This window comes from Cyanobium sp. NS01 (assembly GCF_014280235.1).
Taxonomy (GTDB): domain Bacteria; phylum Cyanobacteriota; class Cyanobacteriia; order PCC-6307; family Cyanobiaceae; genus NIES-981.
This window is the reverse complement of the sequence record NZ_CP047940.1, coordinates 1,019,203-1,041,758: the sequence shown is the minus strand read 5'-3', so window position 1 is coordinate 1,041,758 and position 22,556 is coordinate 1,019,203. Positions and strand designations below refer to the sequence as shown.

Below are 22,556 nucleotides of genomic sequence, written 5' to 3'. Positions count from 1 at the left end.
CCTCAGGGCTTCGGCAGCCTCAGCGGCAGAGGCTCGTCGGGCACAAGATGGGCGCCGATGGCATGAAAGATGCTGGCGGCTGCGTTGCTGTAGGCGCCGGTGTTGTGCAACGACAGGGGGGCGTAGATCCGATCCTGGATCAGCGCCGGGAGTGATTGGCCGGTGATGCGCTCGAGGGCCAGGCCAAGCAGCACATAGTTCGTGTGGGCGTAATTCGAGTTCGCTCTCGGCTCGTAGAGGAGCTCGTGCAGATTGGCGTAGGAGAGCTTCTCCTGGGTGGTGATCTGCCGGAAGGGATCGGTGAGCTGATTCTCGATGAAGGCATCGTTGCCAATCAAGTAGTGGCGATAGCCGGAGGTCATCCGGGCGAGCTGGCCGTGCGTGACCCGATCGGCATTCGGAATCGACGGCAACCAGGCGGAGTGCTTGTCATCGAGGCTCACCCTGTTGTCGTCCACCAGTTGCAGCAGCAGGGTGGCCAAAGAGGAGATGGCGACGGCGCCATTGCGGAAGTGCATGACCGGGCTGGCGGGCACCCCCGTGGTCGACTCTCCCCCGGCCCCGGTGACCACCTCCCTTCCATCGGTCGTGACGCGCACGATTACCCCCCGAGCTGCTCTGAGGCCATCTGCTCAAGCACGATGCGCAGGATGGCGGCCACCCGGGCCCCATCCGCCGCTCTTGCGGTGGCGCCGAGGCCGGCCAGCGGCGCGGCGGAGCTGAAGGCCAGGGCAACGAGCAGGGTGGCCGCCAGGCCCAGCAGCGGTTGATGGCAGAGTGCGTTGGGACCGTGCATCAGCGACAGCCTCAATAGCTGTAGTTGGCCTCAAACAACGGCGCGTCGTCGGAGGGCTCGGAACCTGGCACGTAGGCCCCTCGGGCTGCCTGGCCGTTGGCGCGGGCCCGGGCCAGCAGGGCCGCCTGGCCGGCGGCTCGGTCGCGGCCCGCCCAGTGCTTCAGGCAGGAGTGCTGCAGGGCCCGGCCAAAGGAAAAGCCCAGATGCCAGGGCGCAGACGGGGCCGCCTGGTTGATGGCATTGAGATAGAGGCTGGCCTCCTCCTCACTGAGGCCACCAGAGAGGAAAAGCACCGCGGGCACAGCGGAGGGCACGGTGCGCTCCAGGGTGCGCAGGGTGTAGGCGGCGGCCTGCTCCGGCGACGGCGCCTGGGGGCAGGCCCGGCCGGGGAGGGTGAGGGAAGGCTTGAGCAGGGTGCCTTCCAGAAACACCCCGTGAAGCCCCAGGGCCGCATAGACACTGCGCAGCACCCACTCCTGCACGGCGGCTGTGGTCTCGATGTCGTGGTCGCCGTCCATCAGGATCTCGGGCTCCACGATCGGCACCAGCCCCACCTCCTGCACGGTGCGGGCATAGCGGGCCAGCCCCCAGGCGTTCTCGCGCACGGCCAGCTCCGAGGGCGCTCCGCCGCTGGAGATGGTGAGCACCGCCCGCCACTTCGCAAAGCGGGCGCCGTGGGCATGGGCCCGCGCTGCCCGCTCCAGCAGCCCCTTGAGCCCGGTGCACCAGCTCTCGCCCGGCAGGCCACCGGGCAGGGGCTCCACCCCCTGATCGAGCTTGATGCCCGGCACGATGCCCTGGGCCTGGAACAGCTCCACAATCGGCGGCCCCGGCCGGCCCGCCGCATCCACGCTGTGCTGGAACAGCGTTTCCTCATAGAGAATCACACCGCTGATCGCCTCCGACAGGCCCTCGCTGCTGGCCAGCAGGCTGCGGTAGGCACAGCGGTGGGATTCGCTGTTCTCCACGCCGATGGACGCGAAGCGCTTGCCGATCGTGCCGGTGGATTCATCCGCCGCCAGCAGACCGCTGCCTGCCCGGGCCAGGGAGGACGCGGTGGCCGCAAGCTCGTCGCGGAAGATGTCGAGCGCCATGGCAGGGGCAGAGATCAAGGTGCAAACCAGACGGGGCGGCTCAGCCAGTGCCCCACGGATCCAGGCAGGTCATATCCTTACAGAACGAACACTTTCAGAACGTATCCGTCCATGAAGGCCAGACCTTCGTAACGGTGTTTTCTTACAGCGAACCAGAGATTTTCTCCAGGAGCCACTCAAGGGATGGCCAGAGTTTGGCCTCAATCTTGAGGCCAGTGTTGCGCGGAATGTCAACGCCTCGACTGGCTTTTGAAGGTAAGACCGTTCGGTGACATCTGGCAGCTCGTCCATCTGCCAGGATTCGCCCCTCCGAACTCGCCTCAATGAAGCGCCAGCCCTGGCTCCTTGTGTGGGCTGCCACTGCAGCCACCGCAGCGGCTGTTCCGGGCACCCTGGCCCTGGCGCAAGGCCCGGGCCAGGGTGCCCAGAGGGCACTCTTCAACACCAAGGCTGAGGCCGAAGCGGCCGCCAGGCAGTTCAACTGCAAGGGCGCCCACCGGATGGGGAACCAGTGGATGCCCTGCGCCAGCCACGCTGGAGCCTCCGGCCAGAAGGCCAAACCCTCCCCCCAGCACTCCACACCAGTGATGCCTTGATGCCAGCTCCACCTGTTGCGGCACCCCCAGCCGCCACGTCCAAGCCCAGCTGCGGAGGCAAACCGAAGATCGTGGCCATCGGCATCGCTCCTCTGGGGATCATCTCGATCGGCATCGTGCCCATGGGCGTGATCAGCATCGGCGTGGTGCCCATGGGAGTGCTCAGCATCGGCGCCGTGGCGATGGGCGTGATCAATGCCTCCGTGGTGGGGATGGGCGTCGTGATCGCCGGGGTCAATGTGATGGGCGTCTGGTGGGCGGGGCTTGAGGGCATGGGCCCCTACCGCCTGGGGGGGGGGCAGGGGCACGGCCACCAGCACGGCGCAAGCCAGGAGAATCTCTACGCCTACCCCGACCGGCAGACCGCCGAACAGAAGGCCAGGGAGCTCGGCTGCGAAGGCGTCCATGCCATGGGCTCGCTCTGGATGCCCTGCCAGGAGCACCCCGAATCGGCGCCCGCAGCGGTAACGCGCTGATGCCAGCAGCCCCCGCTCACACCAGCTCCGCCAAGGGCACGAAGCGGTAGCCGCGGCGGCGCAGGTCGGGGATGATCAGGCGCAGGATCTGCAGGGTGCGGCCGCTCAGGGCCGGCGTGTCGTGCAGCACCAGGATGCCGCCGGGGTGGGCGTTGATCGCCACGAACCGGCGCACGAACCAGATCGGCGGCCGCAGTGTGTCCCAGGGGAAGATGGAGCCGAGCACCAGCCGGTAGCCCTGCGGCGCCAGCCAGGCCAGCATCGCCGGGTGAAACCAGGCCTGCCCGGGCCGAAACCAGCGCCAGGAGAGGCGCTGCGGCGCGGCTGCCGCCTCGATCGCCCGCTCCGTGGCCTGGAGCTGCCGCAGGAACACGGGCCGGGGCAGGGCGCTGGCCCGTTCATCGCGCCAGAGGTGATTGCCGAGGCTGTGGCCCTGCTCCAGGGCCCGGCGGGGAAAGGAGGGGTCCAGGGGCAGATGAGAACCGATCAGGAAAAAGGTGGCCGGCAGCTCCAGCTGCCGCAGCAGCTCCAGCAGTGCCTCGGAGCCTGGCCCACTGGGGCCGTCATCAAGGCTGAGGGCCAGGCGCCGCTCCTGGCCTGGCCCACAGAACAGCACCTGCGGGTTGAGCGGGGCGAGCAACCCGCGGATCAGCCAGCTGGGAACCAGCAGCACGGCGCCGGCCAGGCCCAGCACCAGGGCGGCCACGACCAAACCGGGCAGCACAGACCCTGCCATCTCGGCGAGCCCCGCCAGGGCCGGCACGCTCAAGGCCCCGAAGGCGGGGGGGACAACCATGGCGGCAACGGCAGAAGACGCAACGGCGATCACTCAAGAACGATGACACCCACCGCCGCCCCAGCGTTCGTTCCGGCGGGCCGGGCTAGGGCTGGAGCAGAGGCCATCCTGTGCCCCCCTCCAACGCCATGGCCACCGCCAAGAAGCCCACCGGCCGCAGCCGCCGCTCCAGCACTGCCCACAGCTCCGCAGCCACGGCAACGGCCCTCGCCGCTGCCCGCACGGTGATCTACTGCCACGGCATCTCCAACATGCCGCCGGAGCGGGAGCTCCGCTCCCAGTGGGATCAGGCGCTGTTTGGCGCCGAGCAGGGCGAGAGGACCCGCATGGCCTACTGGGTCGACCGCGAGCGCTACCCCCAGGCGGCGGGTGTGTCGATCCGCTCGATCGGGGAGGAGAACGCCCTGCTGCAGCCCCAGGGCGCAAGCCTTCTGGAAGCCTCGATCAGCCACAGCGACGCGCCGGTCGAGTCGCAGGCCTTCGTGGAGGCCTTGAGCGAGCAGCTGCAGCAGGCCGCTTTCACGGCAGCCCAGCAAGGCGCCCCCCTGGGGGGGCCTGCGGCGTTGTCGATGGAGGCCAAGGGCTTGTGGAGTCCGGTGACGGCCCTGTTCACCAAGGTGTTCATGGCCGACGTGAACGACTTCCTGTTCAACAAGGCCAAGCGCGCCCGCATGGTGCAGACGGTGAAGGAGCGGGTGGTCACCGGAGGCGGCCCCTTTGTGGTGATCGGCCACAGCCAGGGGAGCATGGTCACCTACCAGGCCCTGATCGAGCTGGCCGAGGAGCGGCCCGGGCTGGAGGTGGACCTGTTCCTCACCATCGGCTCCCCCCTGGGGCTGCCCCAGGTGACGGATGTGCTCCAGAAGTGGCACGGCAAGGCGCTGCCGATTCCCGCGGCGGTGAAGCGCTGGGTGAACATCGCCCAGGACGGCGACATCGTCTGCCTGGATCAGTCCCTGGCCGATGAATACAGCGCCGCGGGCAAACCCGCCGTGGTGGATGAACGGGTGGAGGGGCTGGTGTGGCCGCCGAGCAAGGCCCACGCCGCCGAGCGCTACCTGAGCCGCCGCGACACCCAGGTCACGGTGATGGGCGCGGTGGACCGCTCCCGTTTCCAGCCTGTGAGCCCCGTGACGGTGGCCCGCAACCTGGCCGACTCCCTCGATGACGACGCCAGGAAGCGGCGGCCGGTGCTGATCGAACTGATCGACCGTGCCCCGGCCGGCGCCCAGCAGGCCCCTGGGGCAAAGGGGGGGGACGCTTCCCTCCAGGCCACCAAGGCCAGGGTGCTGGCCTGGATCGACAGCCATGTGCTCCAGGGTCCGATCACTGCCGACACGGTGTTTCTGGAAGACCAGCTGGAGCACTACGTGGCGGTGAACCTCAACCGCGCCGAGGTGGAGACCCTGGCCTGCGACCTGAGCCAGCACTACGGCAGCGCCTCCCCGGCGGTGTACCGGATGTTCAGCAACAGCAAGAAACGGGCCCTGATCCGGCACTCCATCCACACGGTGCAGGCCCGCACCGCCCAGCTCGGCTACAACGCCCACGGCCAGGGCATCACCTGGGCCGTGCTCGACACGGGCATCGACCGCCACCATCCCCATTTCCACAACCCGGCCTTCGGCCCGGAGGGCAGCATCGCCGCGGACTGGGACTGCACCGGGCGCGGCGCCGTGCAGCCCGCCAGCGGCAATGACCCCAACGGCCACGGCACCCACGTGGCGGGGGTGATCGCCGGGGGCCTGATCCTTGCTGGCGGCGCTGAGGGGGCCGAGCCGATCGAGATGCTGGGCATGGCCCCGAGGGCCCGCCTGGTCACCTACAAGGTGCTGGCCGACAACGGCAGCGGCTACGACGCCTGGATCCTCAAGGCCATCGACCACATCTGGCACCAGAACCAGAGCAGCCGCCGTCTGACGATCCAGGGGGTGAACCTGAGCCTGGGGGGCGCCTTCGATCCGGCCAGCTTCGGCTGCGGCGATTCGCCCCTGTGCGCCTCCCTGCTGCGGCTGGTGCGCCAGGGAGTGCTGGTGGTGCTGGCGGCGGGCAACGAGGGCAGCGGCGACATCGTGGTGAATGGCGCCAGCTCCACCCGCTCCTTCGATCTCTCGATCGGCGATCCCGCCAACCTGGAGGAGGCGATCGCCGTGGGCTCGGTGCACCCCACCCTGCCCCACCGCTACGGCACCTCCTACTTCTCCTCCCGGGGCCCCACGGCCGATGGCCGCCTCAAGCCGGATCTGGTGGGTCCGGGGGAGCGGATCCTCTCCTGCCGCAGCAGCAGCGATCCCGATCGCAGCGCCAGCCACGACCCGGGCCAGAGCCTCGATGAGCTCTACATCCCTCTCTCGGGCACGAGCATGGCGGCGCCCCACATCTCCGGCGTGCTGGCCGCCTTCCTCTCGGTGCGTCCGGAGTTCATCGGCTATCCCGAGCGGGTGAAGCAGATCCTGCTGGAGCACTGCACCGACCTCAAACGCGACCGCTACCACCAGGGCGCCGGGCTGCCCAACCTCTCCAAGATGCTGTTGCACACCTGAGCCCAGGCCGTGGGAGCGACCGAGCCGATGCCCCTGCCCCCGGACGCCCTGCTACAGCTCAGCCCCCAGGGCCTCTACTGCCCGGCGGCGGCGGCCTGGATCGACCCCTGGCGGCCGGTGCCCCGGGCCCTGATCACCCACGCCCACGCCGACCATGCCCGCCCCGGCTGCGGCGAGTACTGGGCGATCGAGGCCAGCGAGCCGATCCTGCGCCAGCGCCTCGGCGCCGCGATCCAGCTGTTGCCGGTGTCCTACGGCGAGGTGCTGCGCATCGGCGACGCCCGGGTGTCGTTCCACAGCGCTGGCCACGTGCTGGGCTCTGCCCAGATCCGCGTCGAGGCCGGCGGCGAGAGCTGGCTGGTGAGTGGCGACTACAAGCGCTGCGCCGACCCCAGCTGCGCCCCGTTCGAGCCGGTAACGGCCGATGTGTTCATCACCGAGGCCACCTTTGCGCTGCCGATCTACCGCTGGCAGAGCGGCGCCGCCGTGGCCGGGCAGATCCGCAGCTGGTGGCAGGCGGCGCCGGAGCGGCCCTCGCTGCTGTTCGCCTATGCCTTCGGCAAGGCCCAGCGACTGCTGGCGGAGCTCCACGCCATCGGCGTGGGCGAGGAGGTGCTGCTGCATGGAGCCGTGGACACCCTGATGCCGGCCTACCGCCAGGCCGGGGTGGCGATGCCGCCCACCCGGCCGCTGACGGCCCTCGACAAGGGCGAGGCCCTGGCGGGCCGGCTGGTGATCGCACCGCCCTCCGCCCACCGTTCCGCCTGGATGAAGCGGTTCAAGGGTCCCCAGACGGCCTTCGTGAGTGGCTGGATGGCGGTGCGTGGCGCCCGCCGCCGCCGGGGCTATGAGCGCGGTTTTGTGATGAGCGACCATGCCGACTGGGACGGCCTGATCCGCAGCGTGCGCGACAGCCAGGCCCAGCAGGTGTACGTGACCCACGGCAACAGTGACGGGCTGGCCCGCTATCTGCGGGAGGTGGAAGGCATCGCCGCCGACCCCCTGGATGGCCACTTCAGTGAAGAGCGCGGCCAGGAGGAGAGTCAGCCATGAGCACGGCATGGGCTGAAATGAAAAATCCCTGCGGTGCAAGGGCACATCGCAGGGATGGAATAGATCAGGACCAGATCAGAACTTGTGCGCTCGCAAAGCCTCAACCGTAGAGATGTAGGTAATACAGGAAAAGTTTTCAAAATACTTTTCGACGACCTTATTCTGGATGGCGTCAGCCATTTCACGGCTGGATGTCAACACCTCGAATTTAATGTTGGAGAAGGTATGCGACACACTGGGCTCACCGGTTGATCGCACATTGCGGCTGCCTTCACCAGCGGCCGCAAGGATGGTGTAACCGGTAGCACCCTCTGCCTTGATGATCTTGGCGATCTTCTTGAGCAGAATTTCTTCTGTGATGATGATCAACTTAAAGACTGGCTGGCTCATGGAAAAGGACCTCAGATTGAAAGCATGGTGAACAGCCTAGTATCTAGGCTTACTGGGCAAGCATGTACTCCGCAAGCCCGATGAAGAGCGGAATGCCGATAGCGATCGCTACTGGCGTTCCTATGGCGGTGGAGGCACCTAGATAAGCAGAGGGATTCGCGGTAGGAATACCCGCTCGAAGAGTCGGCGGCCCAGAGATATCAGAACTGGATGCAGCGATCACAGCCAGCACAACAGCGCCACCGATGCTGAAGCCAGTGATCTTGTGAATGATCAGGCCGACGCCAAAGGCAATAAAACCATGAAGTAGAGGCGAAATGAAGGCATAGATGGCAAACCACTGGGCCACCTTGCGCAGCTCATTCATACGCTGTGCAGCCTCCATACCCATGATGATCATGAGGATTGAAAGGAAGCCGCGGAAGAGAGGATCAAAAAATCCTTCATAGACACGCTCAGGCCTGGTCAAGATGCCAAGACCAACACCAAGCAGCATCGCCGTGACAGCAGAGCTCTGCAGGCTGTCTTTGATGATCGGCCAGATTTCGACTTTCTCGGACGTGTCAGCGGATTTACGACCTGTGTAAACGCTGGCCACCACGATCGCCGTCACCAGCGCCGGGATGTCCATGAACGGATAAAGGGCAGCGCTCCAAGCCTCGTACTGGATTCCTGCCGACTCAAGCTGGGGCAGAACGGCGGCGAGGGTGGAACCACTCACAGCGCCAAAAAGTCCACCTGTTGCGATGGCATCAGTGAATTTGATGCCTGGCATCTTTCCTAGAGTGTACTGAGCAATCAGTACAATCAGGATGCCGATCAGCACAGCGGCAAGGGCTGGCAGCAGAATTTCTGCAAGGTTGGAGTTGCGAATCGCAATACCTGCGCTCAAACCAATCTTCAAAAGCAAGAAGAAAGTGATGAACTTGTAAATTGCATCCGGGATTGCCAGCTGGCTACCGAATGAGGCGACAACGATGCCACCGATCAGGAAGCCTAGGGTTGGAGACTGAATCTGCTTTATGAAAAGCTCAAGAAAGTCAGACAATTCAAATCCTCTGTTGGTTTAGTGATTGAGGTCGCTAAGAAATCAGGTCGTCGTGGAAGGATCCCGGACAAGTCTGCAACCAGATTGCCTGGTTCCAGAGCTTGTCTTCAAGCATCTCCAGGTGGGTACCGGAGATGCCGTCATCGCCACAGAATGGAGCAGAACCACACTCCGTGATTTTGGAGCCCAGGGGGGGGGGTGGGGGGAGCTCAGGAGGGAAGATAAACCCAAGGGGTTCTCCTCGTGCTTGATTCTGAGCACGCAGACCAGAGACGTTCAACTGGCCCAAAGACAGAGCTTTTGAGCCATGCTGATTGACCAGAAAAAGGCTGAGAAAGTCCTACAGGGGAAGACCCCGCCGTGTGTCTCTTCAGTGAAAGGTGGTGGTTTGACGGAAAAAGGGAATGAGGCCATGGACGGTTCGCTCCAACCCATCCAGTCAGGTTCAGATCGCGCATGGGAGCTGACGACCGCACCAGACCGTGAAGGCTGAATCCCCAGAGGGGCTAGGGGCTCTCAACAGGCAGACATGACTGGCAGCAGCAAAGGTTGGGTGACATTAATTCCATCTGAATGGGGTTGGGCGCTTGATGGACAAAGAGTTGCAGATCCTACAGATAAGCCTGGATTATCCGACAGGATCATGGTATGGGCTTTCGACTCAGCAACGAATCTAATCCCTGTCTACCGCAGCCACCAGTTGGCCAATTCGCATCAGTGCGGACCGAGCTCTGATGGCCCAAGGCACACGTTTCCGGCGTGTTGTGAGACACAATCACCTGTTTAGCTCGAACATGACACATGCTTCTTCTATACCAGCAATACGTTCCTGCAGTGCGGCTGCGGCGTCCCAGGTAGTGGTGTGAATCTGTAGGATCAGCACCTGCTGAGCTGGGGCTGACGGCTCACCTCCCTGAGATCTCAGCTTTGGCAATGAGTGGGCCAGTCTGTGACCCTGTTCGGAGCACAACCAACAAACCGAACACCGACCATGATCCTCACCCATCGTGGTGGCTCCGAGCTGAGCCAGTTCAAGGAGGGCGGCACCGCAGGCGCCCTGATCCCAGAGATCGTGCGCCGGGGCTTCCAGGACCTGCTGGAGGCCTGAGGTCAGATTGACTCCACGTCGGGGTCTCCCAGAGCAAACCTGGCTCGATTGAGGCCGTGCTGGCACGGGATGGCGTTGTGCGGTGGGATCAACGTGCCTGCACTGCAGTAGCCGATGCGGAGCTTGTTGCCATCTGATCCAGAACCATCCCAGCGAAGGAGAGTCACCTCCTGCCCACAGATCGGAGGGTGTCCCCTGCCAGACGCTCACTGAATCCAGCAATGAACGCCACCAGAAAGATCTTGTAAAGCTCCTGTGAGTCTAGATCGCCCAGCGGATCAACCCCTGCCGCCAGGCTGGCTGGGCCAGAAGCTGAAGCATCCATGCTCTGGACCGTGTGGTCATGGAGGCGGAAGTTAGCTGGCATGAAGTCAATCACATTTGTGGTGAGAACCATGAAGATGACAATTCCAAAAACAGCACCTATAACCGGCTTGAGTGCACCAACAACAAAGGGGTTCCTCACATTCTGTTCATCGACATGATCCAACCGAATCAAAATGCTCATGATGCTGCCCAGAGCACCGGCAAAGGCGGCAATGGCAAGGCGACGCGAATGCTTCAGCAGAACGGGATCCTGCAATGGCCCGGCCAGGGTGTCAATCCAAACGCCATACCAGTTTGACTCGGCCGGGTTGTCTGGCAGCCCTTGCTCAGCAGGCTGCAGTGGCCGAGACTGAGTTGTGGTGATGTCTTCATACAGCAGAGTGAGTCGCGAAATTGCTCGGCTGAACTCACGGTCCTTCTCGGCTTTCTCACCCAACACAAGATTGCGCTCTCTATTGAGATTTTCCAGCACTCGAATGTTTTGCTGCTGGTTCTCAACTCCAGGCTGCTGAGCGGCAGGCTGTTCAGCTTGCTCAGGTTCCACCAAAAGAGGTTTCTTTGCCAGTTCAATCGAAGGCTGGAGGGCTTCGAGGCTGGCATCGATATCTCTGTTCTGGTTATTGATGTCCAAGAGTCGCTTCACCTCCACGGTGAGATCCTGGTAATTGCCAATGAGCTCGGCTTGCCTGTTCGCCGTGTTGATCGCAGACAAGGCTCCAAGCACCGTTGTCGCCGTGGTTGTCGCCAGCAGAAATAGCACGGAGATGGTCAACGACACCCCAAGCCCCGCCAGCATCCTTCCCTGAACGGACTCCTGGCGTTGCAGTGTTCTGACCCTCCTGACCAGTTTCTGCACATTCAGCACCGGCAACCATGGTCGACGCTGCTTGAAGCCAACCCATTCAAGGCGATCCTCCACCTGATCAAGGCGGCCAGACCAGAACTGGATGTGATCGCCTGAATCGGTTTTCAAACCCTTGGCAATGTCTTCCAGCTGCATGGCCAACAACAGCAGCTCCAGCATCAGGCTCTGCCGGCAACCCTTGAGGAGGTAGCGGCAGCGATACGCGGCGATGCTGAGCTGATGCAGCGCTTCGCGGTAGGCAGGCTGCTGATGCCGCTGAGCCTGCAGCGATCGCAGCAGACGCGACTCCATCGCCAGCCGCTGAATCACCTCATCCGGCAGCATTCCGGGCTGCCACGACCTCGGCGAGGTGCTGGACACCAGCAGCTGCCGCCAGCCGCTCTGGAGCAGATCAAGGCCACTGAGTCCATACTGAAGCCGAGCACCAGGATCGTCCGGCCTTGGCACTGAGCCGTCTCTGGAGCTGCCAGCCAGGGAGATCAGCGCTTCGGCTCCGTCGAGGCTCGACACGGCCAGGGAGCGTTCATCGTCAGACACTCCCTCGAGCCCAACGAGCGACTGCCTCATCAGGGCCAGCAGGGCACTGATGCGTTTCAGGGCCTGCTCCAGCAGCGCGTCGATCTGCTGGTCGTTGCCGCTCCCCTGGGCCTGCAGTGCCTCAAGCTGGGCCAGCGTGCGATCAACACGCTCTCGCACCTCCCGTTCACTGGACTCTGAACGCCCTGCACCAACGGCGCCGGCTGAAGGAGGAATCGGTTGGTCACCGGAAGAATCCATGCCGATGTCCCAAGGCCGGAGGCGAAGCTTAAGCGCGCTGCCTGGGATTGGTCGTCATCCCGGTTGGCGGGTCAGGGCCAAAACGGCATGGTTCAGGGCCTGAAACCGGTCGAGATCAGTGTGATCGTGGGGAAGCTGTTCATAGAGCTTGAGTTGCTCCAGCCGTTGCAGGGTGGTGCCACGGGCTCCCACCACATACACGTTGCGGCCCACTTCGATGGCCTCCTCCACGGCATTCTCGATCGCCAGGGCAGCGGTCAGCCCCAGATGCACCACCTCGCTGAGGTCGAAGATCACCGCATCACAGTCGCCGATGGCGTTGTGTTCCCGGTTGATCGCCTTCGCCACCCCGAAGATCATCGAACCATTGAGCTGGAACAACAGCACCCGCCCCCCGGCCGCATTGAGCAGATGCCGTTCCTCCGGCGTCAGTTCACCGGCGTCGTCACCGGTGCTCACCAGCCGCACGCCGCGGGTCTGCATGGCGCTCATCTTGTCGATGGTGAGGATGTTGGCGATGAAGATGCCCACCCCCACGGCCACCATCAGATCCACCAGCAGGGTGAGGGCGATCACCACATAGGTGATCAGGGCGCCCTTGCCGGAGAGCTTGGGGACGCGGGCGAGAAAGCCCCAGTCCACGATGTCGATGCCAACTTTGAACACGATCGCGGCCAGTACGGCCAGGGGGATCTGGGCCGCCAGGCCCGACCCCGCCAGGATCAGCACGGCCAGGATCACGGCCCGCAGCACCCCTGAAAGCCCCGTGCGTCCGCCCGCCTGGATGTTCACCACCGTGGCGGTGGTGGCCCCCGAGCCGGGCAGGGCCCCGAACAGGCCCGCCGCAATGTTGGCCACCCCCTGACCCACCAGCTCCTTGTTCGACTTGTGCTCTGTGCGGGTGAGGCTGTCGGACACCAGGCAGGTGAGCAGGCAGTCGATCGAACCGAGCATGCCCAGCAGGGCCGCATTGACCAGCACCAGCTGCCAGACATCAGCCGAGAGGGCCGGCAGGGTGAACTGGGGCAGGCTGCTGGAGATCTCGCCGATACGGCGCAACTCCACCCCCCGGAAGGCCACCAGGGAGAGGATCGTGCCCACGATCAGGGCGAACAGCTGGGCGGGGATCAGACGCTTGATCCGCTCGGGCGTCAACCACAGCACCAGCAGGGTGAGCAGCGCCAGCAGGGTTTCCAAAGGCTGAATGCCCTGCAGCAGCTGGGGCAGGCTGCGCAGGGTGCCCATCACCCCCCCGAGGGGCGGCTCCTGGCCGAGCAGCGGCCCGATCTGGAGCACGATCAGAATCGTGCCGATGCCGCTCATGAACCCGGAGATCACCGTGTACGGCATCTGGGTGATGTACTTCCCGAGCCGAAACACGCCGTAGAGGATCTGGAACACCCCCGAGAGCATCACCACGGTGAAGGCGATGGCCAGGGCCTCAGCCGGACTGCTCGCCCGGGTGGTGAGGGTGGCCAGCACGGCGGTGAACACCACCGTCATCGGGCCGGTGGGCTCCGAGATCAGGGCAGGCGTGCCCCCGAACAGGGCCGTGACCAGGCCGATGATCGCTGCCGACCACAGTCCCGACGCCGCGCCCGCCCCGGAGGCCACGCCAAAGGCCAAGGCCATCGGCAGGGCGATCACGGCGGCGGTGAGCCCTCCGTAGAAGTCGCCCCGGATGTTGTTGCGGCCGATGTAATTGAAGATCCGGCCGGCCTTGGGGGGCGTTTGCGCCGGGGTGCTGGGGGCTGCTGTCATCAAGCCATCGCGGGGGTCTGGAGAGCCATCGGGCCGGGGGCCTGGCCATCGGGCTCGGCCTAGGGAACGGACCGCAAGGGTTCTACCCCATGGGCCAATCGCGCTTTGTTGATGCCGAAGTCGACACCAGCGTGGAGCTGAGCCCTGCCAAGGGCGCCCTTCAGGCTCCTCAGCTCCTTTGGGCAGCACCGGGGCCAGCGCCGCCACGCTCAGCCAGGGGATGGGGACGCTGCAACGGCTGCGGGAGCCGGCAGCAGGGCCTCCAGGCTGAGGTCGTCGCGGCGCAGCAGGGCGAACAGGGTTCCCGCATTGCCGCGGCAGAGGCGCAGCTGATCGTCGAGCACCGTGATGTCGAGCCAGGCCGGGAAGCCAGGCGTCACCCGGCGCAGCAGCTGCAGCCGGGTCTGGCCCATGGCGGGCCCCAGCCAGCCGCCCCGCTGGAAACGCACCTCCACCCGCTGGGCCGAGCTGATGGCGATGCGCGCCTCCACCGCGATCCCCCCGAGCGGGGCCAGGGGCCCCGCCGGCAGCAACAGGTTCATGGCCCTCCCCTGGGTGGGGGCCAGCAGTTGCAGGTTCTGCAGCCAGGGGGAGGCCTTGAGGTAGGGCTGTGAGCTGCTGCTCCAGCGCAGCTCCCACACCCCCTCCAACTGCTGCCGGGCTGCATCGCTCTGGAGATCGGCCGGCGAGGAGGCCTCCAGGGCCGTGATCAATGGCCGCACCTCGCCATCACGGCGGTGGGCGCTGCCCCTGGGGCCCTCCTGCAGCAGGGAGAGGAGCTGCAGCCGCTCAGAGTTGCTCATCGCAGTCGACGGCCTCCCGGAGGGCCTCTGGGGGTGTGGGGTCACGGGCCAGTGTGGCGCCATCGACCCCGAACAGGGCTGCTTCCACGGTGAGCCCCGGACCGAATCCCAGGGCCAGGCAGGGGCCCGGGCCGGGGCCCTGTCCCTGCCGCAACCGCTGCAGGATGAACAGCAGGGTGGCGGACGACATGTTGCCGAACCGGCGCAGCACCGCCCGCGACACGGCCAGGCGCTCATCATCGAGCTCGGCGCTCTGCAGCACCGCCGTGAGGATGCGGGGACCGCCGGGATGCACGGCCCAGTGGCGAATCGCCTCGAGGCTGAGGCCCAGCCTGGCCAGCCAGCCATCCAGCCAGGGCCGCAGCTGCGCCTGGATCACTGCCGGCACCCGCGCCGAGAGCGCCATGGAGAAGCCGTGGTCCTCGATGAGCCAGGCCATCGCCCCGGCCGTGTGCGGAATCACGGTGGAGCCACTGGCCAGCAGCTGCAGGCCTCCCTGCCTGGGCGCCTCCCTGCCTGGACTGCCCTGCCCCGCCACGGCCACCACGGCGGCGGCGCCGTCGGCGAACAGGGCGTTGGCCACGATGTGGTCGGGGTTCCAGCCCTCCTGCAGGTGCAGGCTGCACAGCTCCACGGCGCAGAGCAGCACGCAGGCCCTGGGATCGGCCTCCACGAAGGCCCGCGCCACCCGCAGACCATTGAGGGCGCCGTGGCAGCCCATGAAGCCCACATGGGTGCGGGCCACGTCCGCCGCCAGGGGCAGACCGGCCACCAGAGCCAGGTCAAAGCCTGGCGCAGCAAAGCCCGTGCACGACACCGTGACCAGATGGGTGATGGCGGTGCCCGCCACCCCGGCCTCGGCCAGGGCCGCGCGGCTGGCCTGCAGTCCCAGCTCCAGGGCCGCGGGGCCATAGCGCCGCATGCGCACGGCGGTGCTGGGGTTGGGGTCGTCATCGGGGGTGATGCAGTGGCGGTTCTCCACCCCGCAGCGCTCGTAGATGCGGCGCAGCAGCCGCTGCTGGCGTGGGCTGGCCCCGCGCATCTGGGGGGCGCGGGCCAGGGCCTCGGCCTGGCTGAGCCGCAGCTCCGGCACCGCCGTGCCGAGGCCGAGCAGGGTCATCGCCACGGCGCCGCCTCCAGGGGGGAAGGCACCGCTGGGGTGGAGATCAGCGGCGGCAGAGCGGTGTGCTGCACCCGCTGCAGCAGCGGCCCCGCCACGGACGGCAGCAGGGCGGCGGTGCGCTGCAGCGCCGCGGTGGCCGTGGGATGGCGCAGCAGCAGGGCCAGGCCGCGGCAGACCGTCTGCCGGCGCGCCACCCAGTGGCGGTGCTGCTGGTGCCAGTCATGCGCGAGGGCCGGGTCCCACTCCACCAACCCCCGCCGCACCAGGGGCAGGCAGGCCAGCGCCGCGGTGAGCGCCCAGCCCATGCCCTCGCCCGTGAAGGGCTCCACATAGCCGGCGGCATCCCCGAGCAGGAGCAGGCGATGGCCGGCCAGGGGCCGGGTGCGGCGCGTCAGGGGCGCGGTGAGCTGCCAGGACTGTTCAGCGGGCTGTTCGACCAGGGGGGGGAAGCCCGCTTCGGCCAGGATCGCCACGGCCAGGGGCGCCGGCCCACCGGCGCGGCGAAGGGCGGCGGGATCGAAGGCGCAGGCCAGGTTGAGAGCGCCGGTCTCCACCCGCACCGCCCCCACATAGCCGCCCCTGCCCACCGCCATGTGGATCACCCCAGAGGGATAAGCCTCCGGCGGGCCGGCGCCATCGCCTTCCAGCACGCAGCCCGCCCCAACCCGGCTGCCGGGGGCAATCCGGGTGTGCAGGGCCGGCTCCTGCCGGGGGCCCCGGTGGGTGAGGCCCGCCGCCAGCAGCACCACGGCAGCCCGCAGGCGCTCCTTCCCGCCGCGCCGGTGCAGCACCAGCTCCCGCCAGCCGGGCTGCACCGGCCCCAGCTCAGCCCGGCTGCCGAAGCGCACCGCCGCCCCGGCGTCTGCGGCGGCCTGCAGCAGGGCCTGATCCATGTGGTGGCGCGACAGGGCACGACCCTGGCGCAGCGGCAGGGGCAGGCTGCAGCCGGCCACCCCCAGCTGGAGCTGCTCCAGGGGCACACCGGCCGCGGCGATGTGGTCCAAACCCATGGCCTGCAGCACAGCCAGGGCCTGGGGGCTGAGGCAGGCGCCACACACTTTCCAGCGGGGAAACTGGCGCTGCTCCACCACCAGCACCCGCGCCCCCTGGCGGGCCAGGCCCAGGGCCGCCGCCGCCCCCGCCGGGCCGCCGCCCACCACCACCACGTCCCAGATCACGGCAGCCTCATCCAGCCGGAGCCGTGGCGGAGCCGGCCTCGCCCGTTCCCCGGCGCCAGGAGAGCAGGAACCGCTCCGGCCAGAACCGCCGCAGCTGGGCCCCCTCCAGGCCGGCGGCGGCGGCCAGGGCCGCCACCTCGTCGAGCCGGAAGGCGCCGCCCACCGAGAGGGGCCCATCCACATGCACCACCGGCGAACGGCTCAACAGCCTGGTGCCGGCCCAGGTGAGCAGCAGATCGAGGCGGGTGCGCAGCAGGTCGTGCAGCAGCAGCTGATCGTCGGTGGCGGCCGCCATGTGACGCAACAGGGTCTGGGCCTGGGCGCTGCTGAGGTGATGCAGAAACAGGGAGCAGACCACCAGCTGATAGCCGCCGGGCAGCGGCTCGCCCAGGGCATCGGCCTGGAAGAAGTGGGCCTCCACCCCCTCGGCAAGCGCCAGATCGCCAGCCATGGCCATGGCCTCGGCACTGAGGTCGCAGCCGTGCAGCTCCAGATCGAGGCCCAGGCGCCGGCCGAGGCGGCCCAGGGCGCGCAGGCTGTCGCCGCTGCCGCAGGCCACATCCAGCAGCCGCAGCCGCTGGCCGGGCCTGCGCAGGGCCAGCTGGCGCAGGGCCGGTGCAAAGCAGGCCGCACTGCGGGTGAGGGTGTTGATGCGGGCCAGACCGCGCAGGGCATCGCGGTGCACCGCCGGATCGAGCTCCGGCTGATCCATCACCTCCGCGCGCAGCCGCCGCTGTGGCAGGCCTGCCCACAGCTCAGCCAGGGGCACCGAGAGGGTGTCGATCAGCTCGGCCGAGCGCCCACCCATCCCTGCGCCCTGCCTGTGTCACAACGGCTAAACCCTAGGAACCTCCTCCCCGCGGCAGACCAGGCCGCATCCGATCGCCGCCGTCGCCAGTACTTCCAGAGCCCCTGCCAGCGACGATCGTGGAACTGGGACCCGCCGGGCGTGGATCCGATGCGCCACCCACACTCGATGCCAGCGGCCGACCCGGGGGGACCACGACGATGACCACAGCCCGTCCTGCCACGCCCCTGGATGCCGTGCTGGCGATCATTCCCGTGCGCAACGAGGCGGCCACGATCGCCGCGGTGATCGAGGGCCTGCAGCGCCAGGGCGTGGGCCGGATCCGTGTGGTGGACAACGGCAGCAGCGACGCCAGTGCCGCCATCGCCCGCCACTGCGGTGCCGAGGTGCTGAACGAACCGGTGCCGGGCTACGGGCGGGCCTGCTGGCGGGGGCTGCTCGACCTGCCGGAGCCGATCGGCTGGATCCTGTTCTGCGACGGAGACGGCAGTGACGACCTGGGCGTTCTGGACCAGTGGGCAGGCCTGATGGGCAAGGCCGATCTGATCCTGGGCAACCGCATGGCCAGCCCGGCCGGGCAGCGGCTGCTGACGCCGGCGCAGCGCTTCGGCAATGGTCTGGCCACCCGCCTGATCAGGCTCGGCTGGGGGCACCGCTTCGCCGACCTCGGTCCGCTGCGCCTGATCCGCCGAGAGGCGCTGCTGGCGCTGCGGATGCACGACCGCGGCTTCGGCTGGACGATCGAGATGCAGGTGAAGGCCGTGGAGGCCGGCCTGCGGATCCAGGAACAGCCCGTTGAGCCCCGCCGCCGCGCGGGCGGGGAGTCCAAGATCTCCGGCACGGTGGCCGGCAGCGTCGGGGCCGGCGTCGGCATCCTCACCACCCTGGGTGGCCTCTACCTGCGCAAGCTGCTGCGCCCGCAGCAGCCGGCCAGGAGGGGCGCCTGATGGCGAGCTGGGCGTTGCCGGGCAGCTGTCTGCTGCTGGTGCTCGGCGCGGCGCTGATGGCGCCCCAGGGTCTGTTGCACGATCCCCAGGTGATGCCGGGCTTCTGGCGGGCCGCGGCGGTGCTCGGCGCTGGCTTCGCCCTCTCCTGGCGGCTGCGCTGGGTGGGCGCCGCGGCCTTCTGGGGCGTGGCCGTGCTCACCCGGCTGTTGCTGCTGCCCATGGAGCCCAGCGATGACATCTGGCGCTACCTCTGGGAAGGCCAGATCCAGCGGTTTGGCTTCAATCCGTTCCTGCTGGCCCCGGACGCGGCCCTGCTGGAGCCGCTGCGCACCCCCTGGTGGGGCCAGATCAACCATCCAGACGTCACGGCGATCTACCCGCCCCTCACCCAGCTGCTGTTCCGGCTGCTGGCGGCGCTGTCACCGGCGGACCTGGGCCCGGCGGTGCTCCCGTTCAAGCTCGCCTTCGTGGCGGCCGATCTGGCCCTCTGCGCCCTGCTGGCCCGCCGCTTCGGCCGGCTGCCCAGCCTGCTCTACGCCTGGAACCCGCTGGTGCTGGTGAGCATCGCCGGGGGCGGCCATTTCGAGAGCTGGTTCCTGTTGCCCCTGGTGGGCGCCTGGCTGCTGATCGAGCCCCACTCCACCGCCACGCCCTCCAGCCAGGACCCCGCCCAGACCCCCACCCGCCGGCTGATCACAGCCCTGCTGGTGGGCCTGAGCGTGGCGATCAAATGGGTCTCCCTGCCGATGCTGGGCCTGCTGTTGTGGCGGGCGATCCGGGAGCGGGGCTGGCGGCTGGCGGCTGCGACGGCGCTGCTGGGGGTGCTGCCGATGGCACTCGCCTCGCTGCCGTTCTGCGGCGCCAGCGGCTGCCCGCTGATTCCCGTGGGCTCCAACTTCGTGCGTCAGGGCCGCAGCGCCGAACTGGTGCCCCACCTGGTGGGGCAGCTGTGGGGCTGGTCCCGGGCCCACAACAGCCTGTTTCTGGGGGCCCTGGCGGCCGTGGCCCTGGCGCTGATCCTCACCAACTCCGCCTTCGGGGTGTTCAGCCGCCGCTACCTGATGGCCCTGCTGCTGCTCTCACCGATCGTGCACGGCTGGTATCTCACCTGGCTGATGCCCTTTGCGGTGCCCACCCGGGCCTGGGGGGCACGGCTGCTGAGCCTCTCGGGGTTTGTCTATTTCGTGCTGCCCTCGCGCCTGCCCGACTGGAACCTCAGCGGGCCGGAGCGCTGGCTGTTGTGGGGCCCCTGGTTGATCGGCCTGGCCCTGGAGATGGGGCTGCGCTGCCGCGGGGACCCTGCCGCGCCCCCAAAGCGGGCCTGACAGGTCCCCTCTGTTCCCTTCCTTCCCTGATCACCCCATGGCCTCCCCCATCCGGCCCCGCACCCTCCTGAAACGGCCCGCGCCCCGCCGGCTGGCCCTGGCCCTGAGCCTGGTGCTGGTGGCGGGCTGCGGTCCGCTGGCACTGCCCTGGCCGTCCCCGGAATCGCAGGGAGGCGGCAGCGCGGCCAGCACCAGTGCCAGCACGGCCCTGACCCCGCCCCTGGACCATGCCCGCTACGCGGTGGTGCTGGAGCGCTTCGTCGACGGCAGCGGTCTGGTCAACTACACCGCCCTGCAGAAGGATCCCGGCGATCTGGAGGCCTACGTGGCCGAACTGGCTGCCGTGACCCCCGCCAGCTTCCAAGCCTGGGACGAACCCGAGCAGATCGCTTTCCTGCTCAATGCCTACAACGCCCTCACCCTGGAATCGATCATTGAGCAGAAGCCGCTGAAAGCCAGCATCCGCGACATCCTCGGGGTGTGGAAGCTCAACCGCCATCAGGTGGCCGGCGAGTCGATGACCCTCGATCACCTGGAGCACGGCATCATGCGCAAGGACTACAACGAGCCCCGCATCCACGCGGGCCTGGTGTGTGCCGCGATCAGCTGCCCGCCCCTGCGGCGCGAGCCCTACGTGGGCTCCAGGCTCGATGAGCAGCTCGACGACCAGGTGCGGCTGTGGCTGGGCAGTCCCCAGGGGCTGGTGATCGATCAGGGCACCGGCACGGTGGCGATCTCGGCCATCTTCCAGTGGTTCGCGGAAGACTGGAACGCCTCCTACAGCACCGACAGCGGCTACGGCCGCCACACCAAACAGCGGCCCGTGCTGCACTTCATCAGCGGCTACGTCAGCCCCGCCGAGCAGGCCTACCTGCGCAAGGGTGACTACAACCTCACCACCCTCAACTACGACTGGTCGCTCAATGGCCAATGAACGGGGGCGCCGATGCGTCAGTTCACCGCGCTGATCGAGCAGCTCGATGGCTGCCCCGGAACGCTGGCCAAGGTGGAGGCCCTGCGGGTCTGGTTCGCCGCCGCCCCGGCGGCCGATGCCGCCTGGGCGCTGCACTGCCTGCTGGGCAAGCAGCGGCGGCGGCTGATCACCGGCCGCCGCCTGCGCCAGATCTGCCTGGAGGCCTCAAGCCTGCCGGAGTGGCTGTTCGACGACTGCCACGCCCAGGTGGGTGATTCGGCCGAGACGATCGCCCTGCTCTGGCGCCGGCAGCCCTGCCTGGAGGGTCACCCCCGGGGCGGCACCCCCCAAGCCTCCCTTCAGGAGTGGATGGAGGAGCGCCTGCCGGCCCTGGCGGCTCTCGAGGGCGAGGCCCAGGCCGAGGCGGTGCAGGCCCTCTGGCAGGGGCTGGAGCCCGATGAGCTGCTGGTGGTGAACAAGCTGCTCACGGGCGGCTTTCGCATCGGCGTGGGCCAGGGCCTGGTGCTGCGCGCCCTGGCCAGCCACAGCGGCCTGGAGACCTCCCTGCTGGCCCACAGGCTGATGGGTGGCTTCTCGCCCAGCGCCGAGGCCTGGACAGCCTTGCTCGCCCCCGACCGGGGCGACGAGCACCGCAGCAGCCGGCCCTATCCCTTCTTTCTGGCCTCACCTCTGGAGCTGCCGCCAGACCCCCAGCAGCCCCCCCTGCCCGGCGGCGCCGGCGCCTGGCTGGCGGAGTGGAAGTGGGACGGCATCCGCGGCCAGCTGATCCGCCGGGGCGACAACAGCCTGCTCTGGAGCCGCGGCGAGGAGCTGATCAACCCCGCTTTCCCCGAACTGATCGCCCTGGCGGACAGCCTGCCCCAGGGCACCGTGCTCGACGGCGAGATTCTGGTGTGGCAGGCGGAGGCGCAGCAGCCGGAAGCCTTTGCAGCCCTGCAGCGGCGCCTGGGCCGCAAGGCCCCGGGCCGAGCGCTCCTGGCCGCCTGCCCCGCCGTGTTCCAGGCCTACGACCTGCTGGAACTGGAGGGCCAGGACCTGCGCCAGCAACCGCTCAGCCAGCGCCGCGCCGCCCTGGAGTGGCTGATCCAGCAGCACCGGGCAGCGGCACACGCTGCCGCAGCCGGGCACCTGCGCCTCTCCCCCCAGCTGGCCCTGCAGCGCTGGGAGCAGCTGGAGCCGTTGCGGCAGCAGGCCAGGGCCGCCGGCGCCGAGGGGCTGATGCTCAAGGCCCGCGACTCCCCCTACCGCTCCGGCCGCCGCCGCGGCAGCTGGTGGAAGCACAAGCTCGAGCCCTACCGCCTCGATGCCGTGCTGCTCTACGCCCAGGCCGGCAGCGGCCGCCGCGCCAATCTGTTCACCGATTACACCTTCGCCCTCTGGGACGACCCCGAGCCCGCTGCTGTGGGGCCCGCGGCTGCCGCAGTGGAGCAGCGGCGGCTGGTGAGCTTCGCCAAGGCCTACTCCGGCCTCGATGCCGCCGAGATCGCCAGCCTCGATCGCTGGATCCGCAGCCACACCCTGGAGCGCTTCGGACCGGTGCGGGCAGTGCAGCCGCTGCAGGTGTTCGAGCTGGCCTTCGAGGGTCTGCAGCCCTCGCGGCGCCACAAGAGCGGCATCGCCGTGCGCTTCCCGCGCATCAGCCGCTGGCGCCAGGACAAACCCGCCGCCGAGGCCGACAGCCTGGCCACGGCCCGGGCCCTGCTGAGCGCGCCGGCACGGGGATGAGACTTCGCGCTGCAGGGTCGTGATGGCAGGCCTCGCTAGCTTTGAAGCGGCGCTATCCCCTCACTGATCCAGCCGATGACCAG

The 22,556-nt window shown here is 67.9% G+C and carries 20 protein-coding genes; 8 read left to right on the top strand and 12 right to left on the bottom strand.

Features of this window, described 5'->3' with window-relative positions:
* Positions 1–2: 2 nt before the first annotated feature.
* Genes CyaNS01_RS05370 through CyaNS01_RS05360 form a run of 3 tightly spaced genes read right to left on the bottom strand, consistent with a single transcriptional unit; the run spans position 3 to position 1,890 of the window.
* Complete coding sequence (locus tag CyaNS01_RS05370) at positions 3–599, bottom strand: serine hydrolase (RefSeq protein WP_222934203.1); 597 nt, start codon at positions 597–599, stop codon at positions 3–5.
* A gap of 2 nt (positions 600–601) precedes the next feature.
* Positions 602–796 (bottom strand): hypothetical protein, encoded by a 195-nt coding sequence (locus tag CyaNS01_RS05365; protein ID WP_186699457.1) that lies wholly within the window; start codon positions 794–796, stop codon positions 602–604.
* Positions 797–807: 11 nt separating this feature from the next.
* Complete coding sequence (locus tag CyaNS01_RS05360) at positions 808–1,890, bottom strand: class I fructose-bisphosphate aldolase (RefSeq protein ID WP_186700314.1); 1,083 nt, start codon at positions 1,888–1,890, stop codon at positions 808–810.
* A gap of 323 nt (positions 1,891–2,213) precedes the next feature.
* Here CyaNS01_RS05360 and CyaNS01_RS14920 point away from each other — a divergent pair, with 323 nt between their 5' ends.
* Positions 2,214–2,486 carry a DUF3721 domain-containing protein gene (locus tag CyaNS01_RS14920; protein WP_186699455.1) on the top strand — a complete coding sequence of 91 codons (273 nt, stop codon included), beginning with the start codon at positions 2,214–2,216 and terminating at the stop codon, positions 2,484–2,486.
* On the top strand, positions 2,486–2,962 hold the full coding sequence (locus CyaNS01_RS05350) for a hypothetical protein (RefSeq protein ID WP_186699454.1): 477 nt from the start codon (positions 2,486–2,488) through the stop codon (positions 2,960–2,962). Before CyaNS01_RS14920 ends, CyaNS01_RS05350 begins: the two co-directional genes overlap by 1 nt.
* 16 nt (positions 2,963–2,978) lie before the next feature.
* On the opposite strand, the gene CyaNS01_RS05345 is transcribed toward CyaNS01_RS05350, so the two are convergent.
* Positions 2,979–3,758: a polysaccharide deacetylase family protein gene (locus tag CyaNS01_RS05345; RefSeq protein ID WP_225875824.1), complete on the bottom strand. Its 780-nt coding sequence runs from the start codon at positions 3,756–3,758 to the stop codon at positions 2,979–2,981.
* Positions 3,759–3,868: 110 nt separating this feature from the next.
* Between CyaNS01_RS05345 and CyaNS01_RS05340 the strand changes: the two genes are divergently transcribed.
* Positions 3,869–6,301 (top strand): S8 family peptidase, encoded by a 2,433-nt coding sequence (locus CyaNS01_RS05340; RefSeq protein WP_225875823.1) that lies wholly within the window; start codon positions 3,869–3,871, stop codon positions 6,299–6,301.
* Positions 6,302–6,328: 27 nt separating this feature from the next.
* A complete protein-coding gene (locus CyaNS01_RS05335; RefSeq protein ID WP_186700307.1) occupies positions 6,329–7,354 on the top strand; it encodes a ligase-associated DNA damage response exonuclease in 1,026 nt (341 codons plus the stop codon).
* A gap of 75 nt (positions 7,355–7,429) precedes the next feature.
* Here the strand turns inward: CyaNS01_RS05335 and CyaNS01_RS05330 are convergent, their stop codons facing one another.
* The 8 genes from CyaNS01_RS05330 to CyaNS01_RS05295 all read right to left on the bottom strand — a co-directional run bounded on the left by CyaNS01_RS05330 (position 7,430) and on the right by CyaNS01_RS05295 (position 17,542).
* A complete protein-coding gene (locus tag CyaNS01_RS05330) occupies positions 7,430–7,744 on the bottom strand; it encodes a hypothetical protein (RefSeq protein WP_186699452.1) in 315 nt (104 codons plus the stop codon).
* Between the two features lie 49 nt (positions 7,745–7,793).
* Complete coding sequence (locus tag CyaNS01_RS05325; protein ID WP_186699450.1) at positions 7,794–8,792, bottom strand: sodium-dependent bicarbonate transport family permease; 999 nt, start codon at positions 8,790–8,792, stop codon at positions 7,794–7,796.
* A 1,271-nt stretch (positions 8,793–10,063) separates the two neighbouring features.
* The gene (locus tag CyaNS01_RS05320) at positions 10,064–11,869 is read right to left on the bottom strand and encodes a hypothetical protein (protein WP_186699448.1); all 1,806 of its coding nucleotides are present in this window, start codon (positions 11,867–11,869) and stop codon (positions 10,064–10,066) included.
* Between the two features lie 54 nt (positions 11,870–11,923).
* Positions 11,924–13,630, bottom strand: a complete 1,707-nt coding sequence (locus tag CyaNS01_RS05315; RefSeq protein ID WP_186699446.1) for a SulP family inorganic anion transporter — start codon at positions 13,628–13,630, stop codon at positions 11,924–11,926.
* A gap of 209 nt (positions 13,631–13,839) precedes the next feature.
* The gene (locus CyaNS01_RS05310; RefSeq protein ID WP_186699444.1) at positions 13,840–14,433 is read right to left on the bottom strand and encodes a PAP/fibrillin family protein; all 594 of its coding nucleotides are present in this window, start codon (positions 14,431–14,433) and stop codon (positions 13,840–13,842) included.
* Positions 14,420–15,559, bottom strand: coding sequence for a type III polyketide synthase (locus CyaNS01_RS05305; RefSeq protein WP_186699442.1), 1,140 nt, complete (start codon positions 15,557–15,559; stop codon positions 14,420–14,422). Before CyaNS01_RS05305 ends, CyaNS01_RS05310 begins: the two co-directional genes overlap by 14 nt.
* Positions 15,550–16,734: an NAD(P)/FAD-dependent oxidoreductase gene (locus tag CyaNS01_RS05300; protein ID WP_225875822.1), complete on the bottom strand. Its 1,185-nt coding sequence runs from the start codon at positions 16,732–16,734 to the stop codon at positions 15,550–15,552. The genes CyaNS01_RS05305 and CyaNS01_RS05300 overlap by 10 nt, the downstream gene beginning before the upstream one ends.
* 7 nt (positions 16,735–16,741) lie before the next feature.
* Entirely contained in the window at positions 16,742–17,542 is an 801-nt protein-coding gene (locus CyaNS01_RS05295; protein ID WP_186699440.1) for a methyltransferase domain-containing protein, read from the bottom strand.
* A 200-nt stretch (positions 17,543–17,742) separates the two neighbouring features.
* Here CyaNS01_RS05295 and CyaNS01_RS05290 point away from each other — a divergent pair, with 200 nt between their 5' ends.
* The 4 genes from CyaNS01_RS05290 to CyaNS01_RS05275 are packed head-to-tail and all read left to right on the top strand — an operon-like array spanning position 17,743 to position 22,473.
* Positions 17,743–18,489, top strand: a complete 747-nt coding sequence (locus tag CyaNS01_RS05290; RefSeq protein WP_186699438.1) for a glycosyltransferase family 2 protein — start codon at positions 17,743–17,745, stop codon at positions 18,487–18,489.
* A complete protein-coding gene (locus CyaNS01_RS05285) occupies positions 18,489–19,814 on the top strand; it encodes a hypothetical protein (RefSeq protein WP_186699436.1) in 1,326 nt (441 codons plus the stop codon). The genes CyaNS01_RS05290 and CyaNS01_RS05285 overlap by 1 nt, the downstream gene beginning before the upstream one ends.
* 37 nt (positions 19,815–19,851) lie before the next feature.
* Positions 19,852–20,748 carry a DUF547 domain-containing protein gene (locus CyaNS01_RS05280; RefSeq protein ID WP_186699435.1) on the top strand — a complete coding sequence of 299 codons (897 nt, stop codon included), beginning with the start codon at positions 19,852–19,854 and terminating at the stop codon, positions 20,746–20,748.
* A gap of 12 nt (positions 20,749–20,760) precedes the next feature.
* Positions 20,761–22,473: an ATP-dependent DNA ligase gene (locus tag CyaNS01_RS05275; protein WP_186699433.1), complete on the top strand. Its 1,713-nt coding sequence runs from the start codon at positions 20,761–20,763 to the stop codon at positions 22,471–22,473.
* Positions 22,474–22,556 lie beyond the last annotated feature (83 nt).